Source organism: Pedobacter sp. 01N416, from assembly GCF_056399685.1.
The window spans coordinates 1-11,999 of sequence record NZ_JBFTRT010000262.1 but is presented as its reverse complement, the minus strand read 5'-3'; the positions used below and the strand labels follow the sequence as shown (position 1 = coordinate 11,999).

At 38.0% G+C, this 11,999-nt stretch carries 12 protein-coding genes and 1 pseudogene; 8 read left to right on the top strand and 5 right to left on the bottom strand.

Features of this window, described 5'->3' with window-relative positions; genetic code table 11:
* Both AC1DND_RS15345 and AC1DND_RS15340 read right to left on the bottom strand, forming a co-directional pair.
* On the bottom strand, window positions 1–182 hold a 182-nt coding region (locus tag AC1DND_RS15345; protein WP_477582852.1), incomplete at its 3' end, for a hypothetical protein.
* Window positions 176–532 (bottom strand): hypothetical protein, encoded by a 357-nt coding sequence (locus tag AC1DND_RS15340; RefSeq protein WP_477582850.1) that lies wholly within the window; start codon window positions 530–532, stop codon window positions 176–178. The genes AC1DND_RS15340 and AC1DND_RS15345, both read right to left, overlap by 7 nt.
* Before the next feature lie 393 nt (window positions 533–925).
* On the opposite strand from AC1DND_RS15340, the gene AC1DND_RS15335 reads away from it, so the two are divergent.
* From AC1DND_RS15335 to AC1DND_RS15310, 6 genes are all read left to right on the top strand, one after another.
* Entirely contained in the window at window positions 926–2,548 is a 1,623-nt protein-coding gene (locus tag AC1DND_RS15335) for an ABC-F family ATP-binding cassette domain-containing protein (protein ID WP_477582854.1), read from the top strand.
* Between the two features lie 167 nt (window positions 2,549–2,715).
* Window positions 2,716–3,408, top strand: a complete 693-nt coding sequence (locus AC1DND_RS15330; RefSeq protein ID WP_230145174.1) for a DUF4397 domain-containing protein — start codon at window positions 2,716–2,718, stop codon at window positions 3,406–3,408.
* A gap of 122 nt (window positions 3,409–3,530) precedes the next feature.
* Window positions 3,531–4,115 (top strand): RNA polymerase sigma factor, encoded by a 585-nt coding sequence (locus AC1DND_RS15325; protein ID WP_086547055.1) that lies wholly within the window; start codon window positions 3,531–3,533, stop codon window positions 4,113–4,115.
* Window positions 4,108–5,328 carry a hypothetical protein gene (locus AC1DND_RS15320; RefSeq protein WP_477582848.1) on the top strand — a complete coding sequence of 407 codons (1,221 nt, stop codon included), beginning with the start codon at window positions 4,108–4,110 and terminating at the stop codon, window positions 5,326–5,328. Before AC1DND_RS15325 ends, AC1DND_RS15320 begins: the two co-directional genes overlap by 8 nt.
* A gap of 43 nt (window positions 5,329–5,371) precedes the next feature.
* On the top strand, window positions 5,372–6,001 hold the full coding sequence (locus tag AC1DND_RS15315; RefSeq protein ID WP_477582847.1) for a Uma2 family endonuclease: 630 nt from the start codon (window positions 5,372–5,374) through the stop codon (window positions 5,999–6,001).
* Window positions 6,002–6,011: 10 nt separating this feature from the next.
* Window positions 6,012–6,542 carry a Uma2 family endonuclease gene (locus AC1DND_RS15310; RefSeq protein ID WP_477582845.1) on the top strand — a complete coding sequence of 177 codons (531 nt, stop codon included), beginning with the start codon at window positions 6,012–6,014 and terminating at the stop codon, window positions 6,540–6,542.
* A gap of 76 nt (window positions 6,543–6,618) precedes the next feature.
* Here the strand turns inward: AC1DND_RS15310 and AC1DND_RS15305 are convergent, their stop codons facing one another.
* Complete coding sequence (locus AC1DND_RS15305) at window positions 6,619–7,125, bottom strand: FKBP-type peptidyl-prolyl cis-trans isomerase (RefSeq protein ID WP_029280752.1); 507 nt, start codon at window positions 7,123–7,125, stop codon at window positions 6,619–6,621.
* 10 nt (window positions 7,126–7,135) lie between these two features.
* Entirely contained in the window at window positions 7,136–9,145 is a 2,010-nt protein-coding gene (locus tag AC1DND_RS15300) for a thioredoxin domain-containing protein (RefSeq protein ID WP_477582843.1), read from the bottom strand.
* Between the two features lie 127 nt (window positions 9,146–9,272).
* On the opposite strand from AC1DND_RS15300, the gene AC1DND_RS15295 reads away from it, so the two are divergent.
* Window positions 9,273–10,370, top strand: a complete 1,098-nt coding sequence (locus tag AC1DND_RS15295; RefSeq protein ID WP_477582841.1) for a mandelate racemase/muconate lactonizing enzyme family protein — start codon at window positions 9,273–9,275, stop codon at window positions 10,368–10,370.
* Between the two features lie 269 nt (window positions 10,371–10,639).
* On the opposite strand, the gene AC1DND_RS15290 is transcribed toward AC1DND_RS15295, so the two are convergent.
* Window positions 10,640–11,536, bottom strand: a complete 897-nt coding sequence (locus tag AC1DND_RS15290; RefSeq protein WP_477582839.1) for a glycoside hydrolase family 25 protein — start codon at window positions 11,534–11,536, stop codon at window positions 10,640–10,642.
* 140 nt (window positions 11,537–11,676) lie between these two features.
* On the opposite strand from AC1DND_RS15290, the pseudogene AC1DND_RS15285 reads away from it, so the two are divergent.
* A pseudogene (locus tag AC1DND_RS15285) lies at window positions 11,677–11,999 on the top strand (MFS transporter); the annotation flags it as partial.

Sequence of the window (11,999 nt, the reverse complement as noted above, 5' to 3'; positions counted from 1 at the left end):
TGTTTAACCTTTGCAAAAAAACCTATGCTTTCTTTATCAACCAGAAAATCCATCGTCTGCAAAAGTTCTTCTCTTATCCAATTGTGTTTGGCATTTAAATTGGCTAAGATGTTTAAACAATGTGATTTTACAGCTACTGGGGTCTTCTCATCAATTAACCAGGCAAAAACAACTGCTACCAAATGAGATCGGTATCATAACCGGCAAGAATCTTTTTAATTTCCATAGCGGCATTTTTCTTCGTCATAAAGGCCAGGATTTTAACATAATGCCTCAATGCCGATAAATTGCTTTGTTGCGGAAATTTCTCCAAAAAATAAAGCGCATAGGGCAGAAATCTTTGCTGGTGGTTAGTAAATACATTTTCTAAAATCCATGCGGCCCTAAAACCAATCTGTTCGTCATGATAGAAACTTAAATCGATCAGATCTTTCACCGAAAAGGTGTCTTCTGAGGCAATTGCGGCTAACTTTTCTACTTTACTTTTCTGAAGGGTTGTTTTTATAGTTTCGAGCAAGGTATGATTTGGCATGGGACTAAAATAAATATTTTACGACAAATTACCTTGAGATTGGTCGTCATTCCCAACTTGATTGGGAATCTAAGTGCTATATGTAGCTTGCATTAAGATTCCCGCATGCGCGAGAATGACGTACTCTTAGTTTAATTTTCTTATTAAGTTTTAATTTTCCGGAACAAAATTTTAAGCCATTGGCCAAAAGCTTCTCCCCTTTGTAAAATAAACCCGGTAGTAGCGAACACGGAGTGCAGCGAAGTAAAGCGGATAACGGGACTGCTTACCAAAAAAAGAACAGAACCCTCCATTTTCCAGTCTACCAACATTCAGATTTCCAACAATCAAGCGTCTTCTGCCTTTTTACCCTCAACCTTTTTGCGTATCTTTGCGGCTTATTTCAATTATAGCATGATTTCAGTTTCTAATTTATCGTTACGATACGGCAAACGCACATTATTTGAAGATGTTAACCTAAAGTTTACCCAGGGCAACTGCTATGGCGTAATTGGGGCTAACGGCGCAGGTAAATCTACTTTTCTAAAAATTTTATCGGGAGAGGTAAACCAAACTTCTGGTAGTGTGGCTTTTACTCCAGGCGAAAGAATGGCGGTTTTAAAACAAAACCACTACGAATTTGATGAGTTTTCGGTATTAGAAACCGTAATGATTGGCCATAAAGAACTTTATGCCATCATGAAAGAGAAAGATGCCATTTATATGAAAGAAGATTTTTCGGAGAAAGATGGCGAACGTGCCGGAGAGCTTGAAAATCTTTTTGCCGAAATGGATGGCTGGAACATGGAAAGCAATGCTGCAACCATGTTGAGCAATTTGGGCATTACCGAAGATAACCACTATAAATTACTAAAAGAGCTAGACAATACGCAGAAAGTACGTGTGTTATTGGCGCAGGCCTTATTTGGTAATCCCGATATTTTATTACTGGATGAGCCTACCAACGATTTGGATATCGAAACCATTGCCTGGTTAGAAAACTTTTTGGCCGATTACCAGAATATTGTATTGGTTGTATCGCACGATAGGCACTTTTTAGATGCAGTATGTACGCACATTGTGGATATCGATTTCGCCAAAATGAGCATTTACACTGGTAACTATACCTTCTGGTACGAATCTAGTCAGCTGGCATTAAAACAGCGCAGCGACCAGAACAAAAAAATGGAAGATAAAGTAAAGGAGCTACAGGAATTTATCCGCAGGTTTAGCGCAAATGCGTCTAAATCAAAGCAGGCAACTTCTCGTAAGAAGGCTTTAGATAAGATTGATATCACCGAAATTAAAGCATCGAGCAGAAAATACCCAGCCATTATCTTCAATAATACTGGCCGTGAGGCTGGTGACCAGATTTTACAGGCAGAAAACCTGGGTAAAAATGGAAACGATGGTGTTTTGTTCGACAAAATTACCTTTATGGTAAATAAAGGCGATAAAATTGCTGTATTATCTCAGAATAGTTTAGCTACTGCAGCATTTTACGATGTTTTAACGGGCAGAGATACGAACCATAGAGGAGAATTTAAATGGGGCGTTACCATTAGCACTGCAGATATCCCGAACGATAACTCCGAGTATTTTGCCGGTAAAGATGAAAACCTAGTAGATTGGTTACGTGAGTACTCTGGCACCGATGCGGATGAGCAATTTGTACGTAGCTTTTTAGGCCGTATGTTATTCTCGGGCGAAGAGGTACTTAAAAACGTAAAAGTGCTTTCGGGGGGCGAAAAAATGCGTTGCATGTTCTCGAGGATGATGTTACAACAAGCCAACCTGTTAATGTTTGATGAGCCAACCAATCACCTGGATCTGGAATCTATCGAGGCACTGAACAATGGCATGAAAGATTTTAAAGGCGCGATATTGTTTACCTCACGAGATCACCAGTTAACCGAAACTGTTGCCAACCGCATTATCGAAATTACGCCAAAAGGTACTATAGATAAGCTGATGACTTACGATGAATACATTAACAGCAGTGATGTTGCGAAACTAAGAGAAGAAATGTATTCTTAATTCTTCAATTAAAATATTGATTTAAAAGCCACATGCACTCCATGTGGCTTTTTCTTTATAAAAAACACATCAGCTGTAGCGTTTTCCTACCATTAATCGTTTTACAAGAAAAAAGCGTTAATGGCCATTAACCAATTTTGTTCAAAAAATTGATTTAAAACATTAAAATGAAAACGAATTTGAAAAATTTTAGCACTACAAAAATTATACTCTCTCTCTTAGCGATAGCTTTAACCATTACGGCTTGTAAAAAAGATTTTAATAACGACCCTATCGAAGCGGCTGGTATAGGTTTTGTTCATGCATCACCTGGAACAGGCGCGTTGGATTTTATCTTGGATAACCAAAAAATAAACAGCTTTACCTACACTAAAGATTTAGGATACTATGCCGCTTATCCAGGAACAAGATTGGTGGGTGTTGCTAAAAAAGACTCTTTAAAATATTTAACCACAGCTCAAGCCATATTAAAAGAAGGATCATTTTATTCGGTTTTCGTAGTAGATACTTTAAAATCAACAAAACTTTTAATCCTTGAAGATGATTTAAAAGCACCTGAAACTGATAAGGCTAAAGTTCGTTTTGTAAACTTAAGTCCGGGTTCTGCCCCATTTGATTTAGCTATTGCAGGTACAGATGCACCTTTATTTACTGCAAAAGCTTTTAAAGAGTTCACCACTTTCAGTAATATTGCACCGAATGACAGCTATACTTTCCAATTAAAGCAAAGCGGAACAGTTAAAGTTAGCTTACCGGCCGTTAAAATCGAAAAAGGTAAAATTTATACCATCTGGGCTAAAGGCTTATCGAGCAAAACCGATAGTACTGGCGTTGGCTTATCAGTGATGACGAACAAATAAAATATTTCACGCTACCTGTGAAAACGAAAATTGACACCACTCAAAAAATTGGGTGGTGTTATTTTTCTTAAATTTGCAATAATTAATCATGATAAACCTTTAATAAATAGTCCTTTACAGGGGTGATAAAAAAAATACTCAGTTTTGAGGAAATTTTAAAAGGCTGTGTAAAAAACGACAATAGCTGTAAAGAAATGATGTATAAATCATTTTATGGCTATTTAATGGGCATTATTTTAAGGTATACAAAGAACCCTTCTGACAGTGAAGAGCTTGTAAATGACAGTTTTATCAAGATTTTTAAACATGTTGGCGGCTTCAAAGCACCTAAGAATCCGGAAGAATTACAGCGATCGTTTAAAGGCTGGATTGCCCAGATTGCTTCGCGGACGGCAATAGACAAGATACGGAGTTCGAAAGTTCAGTTTTATGTTGATGATTTAGCAGAAAGTGAACATCCGGTTACCCAGGTTTCGGTCGCTTCGGAACTACACGTTAATGATATTTTGAATTTACTAAATCACTTACCAGATACGCAGAGACTGGTATTTAACTTATATGAAATTGAGGGCTTTGCCCACGATGAAATTTCGAAGATGTTAAACATTCCCGAGAGTTCCAGTCGTGTTTACCTTACACGTTCTAAAAATAAGTTACGTACCCTTTACCTAAATACCATGGTTAATTCATACGAAAAAAATGGATAAGGAATTAATTGAGCATATCACCGCGCAACTCCAAAACCATGAGGAAACATACCCTGATGGTGCTTGGGAGCGCTTTTCGGAGAAAAAAAATAAGAGACGAGGCATCGCTTTTTGGCCTTTGTGGGCGGCGGCTGCCTTAATTTTAGTCTTTGGAGGTGTATTTTTTGCGCAAAACAATACAGATCAGAAAAAAGATATTGCAATAACTAAACCTAAAGCTCAGCAAAATGCTACAGCCAATGGGAATTCAAATAACAATATTAAAACTAAAATCGACTCTACTTCATTAAATAACGATACAAGCCCTGTAAATAAGCTAGCGGCCAATCGTCCACCCAAAATTACAGGAAGCACAAAACCATTATTAACAGAGCAGATCGGTTATCCGTTTATTAATACATCTGCGCAATTAGTTCCCGTAAACAGTAACCTTTTAGATAATAAGCTTGCAGGTGCTAATCTTTCAAACCTGAAATCAAAACAGTTTGATATTTTAACGGAAAAGAAAAAACCTCAACCTATTGCGCAAACAAGTTTTGAAAAACTGCTTGCCCAGGATAGTTATGCGAATCAACAAAAATCGCCATCAAAAACAAGCGAGAATTCTAAATGGCAGCCTGATGTGTATATTGCGCCAGCAATGGGTAATGATAATAAAGTAACCATGAACTATGGCTTTTCTTTATCGTATGCCATTGCCAATAAATTATCAATAAGTTCTGGCGTTTCGTATGCTTCTATTAGCACTACAGAATCGTTAAATGCTTCTGCACCACAAACCTTATCGGGCAAAAACCTCGAATCGGTTGATGCTAAAGTGCGTGGAATTAATGTTCCTTTAGAATTAAAATACAACATAAGTGATAAACTCTACACCAATATAGGCGTTTCTGCACTGGCTGTTTTAAACAACTCACAGCAGAACAACTACATTGTAAACCAGGTGCAGAATTTTTCTTCCACAACAGCGAATGGCTTTGCTGATTCGAAGACCATGATTGTGAAAGAAAAAACTACTGAGCCACAGCCCGAAGCCAATATAGATCCTGATAAATACATTGGATTCTACAATTTTTCTTTGGGCTATAAGCAAAAAATATCAAAAAAGAACAATATTGCCATAGAGCCTTTTTTAAGGCTGCCGATGAAAACTTTCTCTAAAGAAAACCTTAACCTCACCAACGGCGGACTGCGTTTGAAGATTGATTTTTAGCAAAAAAACTAAGATATTTAGTACATTTGGTTAAATGCCTAATATGAAGAATATCAAGCCATATCCTACTGAAGAGGAGCAACCTCCGATTAAAACCCTTAACGAGGTCGATTTTTCTGCGACTTACAGTTATGCAGATTATATGCGCTTCGAATTTGAAGAACGCCTAGAACTTATCAAAGGCTACATTTTCAAGATGAGCCCCGCTCCTTCCAGGATTCATCAAAAAATATCAGGAAGAATTTTTAATCCTATCTATAACGCATTGAACGGCCATAAATGTGAAGTGTATGCAGCACCTTTTGATGTCCGTTTAGCTAAGAAAACTCAAGATGACAAGGAAGTTTTCACGGTGGTACAACCCGATATAGTTGTAATTTGCGATCCGATTAAGCTTGATAAACGCGGGTGCATAGGTGCGCCTGATATTGTTGTCGAGATTTTATCGCCTGGCAACAATAAAAAAGAATTGATCAATAAATAYGARGTTTATGARGAAGYAGGTGTTAAAGAATACTGGATTGTAAGYCCTTCGGAAAAAACATTTTTCAGATATATCCTTGATGAYAAWGGCAAGTTTCAGCCAACAAAACTACTYACYGAGGGCGAAGAGGTAGCCACAACGATTATACCTGGCTTTAAGCTTGTTCTTGAAGAGGTGTTTAAAGACTAGGATAAATTCTATGAAAAACATTAAACCATACCCTACTGAAGAGGAGCAACCTCCAATTAAAACCCTTAATGAGGTCGATTTTTCTGCTTTATACAGTTATGCAGATTATATGCGCTTCGAATTTGAGGAACGCTTAGAAATTATTAAAGGACACTTATTCAAAATGAGTCCTGCTCCTTCTCGAATTCACCAAGGAATTTCAGCCAACATTTTTGTCCCTATATACAATATACTCAAAGGGAAACCGTGTCATGTATACTGCGCCCCTTTTGATGTCCGTTTAGCTAAGAAAACTCAAGATGACAAAGAAGTTTTCACCGTAGTGCAACCAGATATCGTTGTAATTTGCGATCCGACTAAACTTGATAAACGTGGATGCGTAGGTGCGCCCGATATTGTTGTCGAGATTTTATCGCCTGGCAACAATAAAAAAGAATTGATCAATAAATACGAGGTTTATGAAGAAGCAGGTGTTAAAGAATACTGGATTGTAAGCCCTTGTCCTGGAAGAAGTTTTTCAAGATTAAAACATGGATATTAACGAAAGAAGTCAAGTTTTAAATGGCAAAACTGCTATTTAAAACTTGACTTCCTTGAAAATCGCTTATATTTATTAATTAGTGTCCTGAATGACCATCAGCTCCGTGAGCATGACCATGAGCCAGTTCGTCTTGAGTAGCTTCACGTACATTTAAAATTACACCGTTAAACACTAAATTTTTACCAGCCATTGGGTGGTTTAAATCTACTGAAATGGTTTCGTCGTGAACAGCGGTAACACCTGCTCTAAACTGATTGCCATTGTTATCTTGTAAAGGAATCACATCGCCTACATTTGGTAATTCGCCACCAGCTTCAGTAAACATGGTTTTTGGAAGGTCGGCAAAAGCACCTGGATCGATATCACCGTAACCATCTGCTGCAGATAGCTCGAAGCCATATTCATCACCGGTTTTCAAGCCAGTTAAATGCTCTTCAAATTTAGGCAACATCATGCCAACGCCATATAAAAATACTAAAGGATTTTGTTCGTCAGCTTTTTCTACAAAAACTTGTTGTCCTTCTTCGTTAGTAGTATGCAATTCGTAAGTTAACGCTACTACAGAGTTTGGTGAAATATTCATTTAAATTAATTTATTGTAAATACTCTAATGCGTCCTCAACAGTGTTAACCGGCAACTGGCATACTTTATTTCGGCAAATATAAACTTTTGTTTCATTGCTTTGCTTACCTTTTAACAGCGGCAGGTTACTTTTTGTTCCGCCCAATGTAATTTTGTTCGGAATATAATGTCCGCTTAATGCTAACTTAATACTATCGGTTTCTAAACCGGTAATGGCAATTTCGTTTACACCGTAAATTTCGTTTAACAATTGAATAGCCCAGTTTGAGTAGGCAGAACCATAACTTTTGATTTTCGGCTGAACCGCAGCAAGCATTTCTGCCGCTTTTTCCGTATATCGTTCAATATCGAAAAGCAAACCCAATTGCTGCAAATTCTGCGACATAGTAGAGTTTGAAGCCGGAATTACATTATCCATTACTTCATGTTTACGGGCAATTAAATCTTCACTTTCAGCTGAGGTATAAAAAAACATCGGCGAATCTGTATCCGTAAAATTAGCGATTACATAATCGGTCAATGATTTTGCCTCTTCTAACCATTTTTCATCAAAATCAGCTTCGTATAAGGCAATCAGTGCTTCAATAAAAAAGGCATAATCATCTAAGAAGCCCGTAATAGAAGCCTTTCCATTTTTATAATTGCGATATAAGCCACCGTTTTCTGATTTTAGGTGATTTAAGATAAAGCTGGCCGCAGCTGATGCTTTTTCGTAATATGGTTTATGATTTAATACCTCTGCAGCATCAGCCAAAGCTTTAATCATCATACCATTCCAGGCGGTTAAACACTTATCATCCAAGCCTGGTCTGATTCTTTTGCTACGCACAGCCATTAATTTTGTTTTGGCTGAGTTTACTTTATCATAAAGCTGTTCTGCATCAATATCAAATTTTGCAAGCAGGTCGTCATCGCTGATGGTTTTACGCAAAATATTGGTTTGTTCTTCTTCCCAGTTACCTTCTTCGGTAATGTTATAATAAGCGCCGATTAATTGGGCATCTTCCCCCAAAACCTGATCGAATTCTGCTTTATCCCAGATGTAAAACTTGCCTTCTACCCCTTCGCTATCTGCATCTAATGCCGAATAAAACAATCCATCTGCTGAGGTCATCTCTTCAAAAACCCAATTTATCGTTTCAACTACTGTTTGTTTAAACGAATAAAACTTGGTACACTGATAAGCCTCTGCATATAAACTGATGAGTTGAGCATTATCATAAAGCATTTTTTCGAAGTGTGGCACGTGCCATTTATCATCAACCGAATAACGGGCGAAACCTCCGCCAATCTGATCATAAATACCGCCTCTGCTCATTTCTTCGAGCGTATGGCAAACCGCTGTAAAAACAGATTCGTCATCTTTTAAAAAGCCATACCGTAATAAAAACACCCAATTATTGGGTAAAGGAAATTTTGGAGCACGGTTATATCCCCCGTAACCGATATCGAAATGGCGTTTCCATGGTTCAATGATTTCGGTAAGGTGTTCGTTTGTATATTCTTCTTTTTCGGGCGCTGGGATTATTTTTTCGCTGTCTTTAATGCCCGAGGTTAACCGCTCTGCATATTGGATAGCCTTATCGGGTTCATTTGCCCAAAGTGCAGCAACATTTTCCAGAATATTGATCCAATCGTTTTTCCTGAAATAGGTTCCGCCATAAATTGGACGCTGATCTGGCAAACAGATACAGTTTAAAGGCCAGCCTCCGCTTCCTGTCATGAGTTGGATGGCATACATATAAATCTGATCAATATCAGGGCGCTCTTCACGGTCTACCTTAATACAGATAAAATGACGGTTCATCACCTCAGCCACTTCATGGTTCTCGAAACTTTCGCGTTCCATTACATGGCACCAATGGCAGGCCGAATAGCCAATGCTCACCAATATGAGTTTATTTTCAGTTTTTGCCTTTTCTAGGGCCTCTGCACCCCATTCGTACCAATTAACAGGATTATGAGCATGCTGCAGCAAATAAGGCGACGAGGCATGGATTAAATTATTGGTATCTGACATGGTAAATGATGTAAAATGTAAACGGAAATGGATGTTAATCGAGGCGTAAATCTATTAATATTCTACAAACCTGTTTCTATTTAGTTTTTGTTTTTATACTTTAGTTGGAAATCTAGGCTTACAACAAATGAAAATTACCCATACCGAAATATACCGCTTTAGCATCCCAATGGAAGCTTTTGTTATTGCAACCGGAACCATGCATTTTGCCCAGAATGTTTTGATCAGAATTTTTACCGATACAGGCATTCACGGTATTGGAGAGTGCTCAGCATTTCCGATGATTGTGGGTGAAACGCAGGAAACCTGCATTGCGATGGCTAAAGACTTCGCCGCCATTTTAAAAGGGAAAGATCCCTTAGAAATTCCCGAGCGGATGAATAATTTATTGGGTTATGCCGATCACAACAATACCATTAAAAGTGCTTTCGATATGGCATTATTTGATATTGCAGCCAAAAATGCAAAATTACCACTGTATAAATTTCTTGGTGGAACCAAACGCACCATTGAAACCGATATGACCATTGGTATCGATACACCAGAGGGAATGGCTGTAACAGCGTTGAAATATAAAAGCCAGGGCTGCCGCATTTTAAAGATTAAACTGGGCAAAAAAGTACACGATGATATAGAAAGGGTAAAACATATCCGCGAAGCAGTAGGCGAAGATTTGATTTTACGCCTGGATGCCAATCAGGGCTGGAGTTTCGATGATGCTTTATTTGCTTTAGGTGAGTTAGAAAAATACAATATTGAGTTTTGCGAACAACCGATGCGGACATGGTATGATGATAAACTGCCTGAATTAAATGTAAATTCTCCGATTAAGCTCATGGCCGACGAAAGCTGTTACAACCATCACGATGCCCGTAAACTGATCAATAGCCAGTCTACAACTTATTTAAACATTAAATTTTCGAAATCCGGAGGCATTTTAGAAGCGCAAAAAATCCATAAGGAAGCCTTACAACGCGGGGTAAAATGCATGATTGGGAGTATGCTCGAAACCAGGATTGCTTTAAGCGCCAACCTACATTTTGCATTGGCCAGCCCTAATGTGGAGTTTTTTGACTTAGATACTGCCTTGCTTGGCCATTTGGTCGATCCTGTGGTTGGTGGCCTCACTTATAATGGATATTTCCTTGATGTGCCCGAAGAAATTGGTATTGGTGCTGAAGCTGATGAATTTTTCTTAGAGAAATGTGAAAGTTGGACGGTTTAGTTCAGTTGTTCATTAGTCGATAGTTTATTGGTTTTCCGGCGACCTTAATAATTCAATTCATTGGCTTTCAGATATAGAACAACCTATTTAAACAATTAAGGATTGTAATCACACATAATAGATCCTGAAACAAGTTCAGGATGACGGTACGAGGGTATATGACTAATGAAAAAGCCTTCTTGCAATGACAAAAACGGTATACATCATGTCTAAAAAACTAATGCCCAATGAACCAATGACAAATATACCAATGACTAATATACCAATGACTAATGAACTAATAACCTATCTAACGCTAAACTATCCCCATTAAAAGCATTGAAATCAACCACATGACCGATGCCGTTAATTTTGGCTTTATCAGAGTGCTGCCAAAATTTCCAACGGCTTTTATCCATCCTTAGTTTTGGTTGATAATAATGGGCAATCCACAAGGGATAATCATCAAAATGATCGACTAAATAATCCTCATAAAATTTAAGTCCGGTATAAACAATCGGCCTAACTTTGGTTTTCATTTCTACATAATTGAGAAAATCGGACAGTTCTGCCCTCATTTTCAAAGGAGAAACGCCATCTAGAGATTCAATATCCACAACTGGTGGTAAATCCCCTTTCTCGATTTTCACCACCTGTAAGAAAAATTTAGCCTGTGTTTTGCCATCCTTTTTCGGTCTGAAAAAGTGATAAGCTCCACAAATAATTCCTGCTTTTGGGGCTTCACGCCAATTGCGTTGAAAATAAGGATCGACCAGCATTAACCCCTCTGTGGCTTTGACAAAGGCAAAACGGATACTAACCTCATCCTCTTTCATTTCCTTTACTTTTTGCCAGTTTATTTTGCCCTGATAGTAGGAAACGTCGATACCGTGAACGGTATATTTTTTGGGGATTTTGATGTTAAAACTTTCGTAAGTTCTGTAATTTGGGTCTTGCCCCCAATCTTTAACCCAGCGCCAGGTAGCCACAAAACTTCTTAAAACATAACCATAGTAAAATGGAGAGAGTAAAATCAACAATAAACCTGCAATAACCAATTTAAGTTGAACCGAAATACCACCTTTCTTTTTTTTGCCTGTTGTGGATTTTCTCGCTACAGGTTTCCTAACGGCAGGTTTTCTGGCAACAGGGGGCTTGTTTATTGTGGTTCTTTTCTCTGGCGGCATTTGATCGGTTTCCGGATGCAAATTTGTGAAAAATTATGGGATATTTTTTGCTCATCTTTTTTAATCTAAAAAGCGGATATTGAATTCAGATGATTAATTAATATCTGGCTTTTGCTATTTTTACCTCATCTAAATACAGCATGTTCAAACTTATTTTCAACACCTATAAAACATCATTCAGTGGCTTAAGCAGAGAAACCTGGTTATTGAGCTTTGTAATACTGTTTAACAGATTCGGAAGCATGTCAGTTCCGTTTATGGGTCTGTTCKTTACCCAAAGTTTGCATAGATCGGTAACAGATGCAGGCTTAATCATCATTTTATTTGGTGTTGGTTCTGTTCTTGGCTCAGCAACAGGTGGAAAATTAACAGACATGATTGGCTTTCGCCCGGTACAGGTTTTATCCTCCATCGTTAGTGGCCTGTTATTTATTTTATTTTCTACCCTCACCCACTTTTATAG

Coding starts and splice junctions, on each gene's coding strand:
- AC1DND_RS15340 (WP_477582850.1), bottom strand. CDS start 532: ATGCCAAATCATACCTTGCTCGAAACTATAAAAACAACCCTTCAGAAA.
- AC1DND_RS15335 (WP_477582854.1), top strand. CDS start 926: ATGATTTCAGTTTCTAATTTATCGTTACGATACGGCAAACGCACATTA.
- AC1DND_RS15330 (WP_230145174.1), top strand. CDS start 2,716: ATGAAAACGAATTTGAAAAATTTTAGCACTACAAAAATTATACTCTCT.
- AC1DND_RS15320 (WP_477582848.1), top strand. CDS start 4,108: ATGGATAAGGAATTAATTGAGCATATCACCGCGCAACTCCAAAACCAT.
- AC1DND_RS15310 (WP_477582845.1), top strand. CDS start 6,012: ATGAAAAACATTAAACCATACCCTACTGAAGAGGAGCAACCTCCAATT.
- AC1DND_RS15305 (WP_029280752.1), bottom strand. CDS start 7,125: ATGAATATTTCACCAAACTCTGTAGTAGCGTTAACTTACGAATTGCAT.
- AC1DND_RS15300 (WP_477582843.1), bottom strand. CDS start 9,145: ATGTCAGATACCAATAATTTAATCCATGCCTCGTCGCCTTATTTGCTG.
- AC1DND_RS15295 (WP_477582841.1), top strand. CDS start 9,273: ATGAAAATTACCCATACCGAAATATACCGCTTTAGCATCCCAATGGAA.
- AC1DND_RS15290 (WP_477582839.1), bottom strand. CDS start 11,536: ATGCCGCCAGAGAAAAGAACCACAATAAACAAGCCCCCTGTTGCCAGA.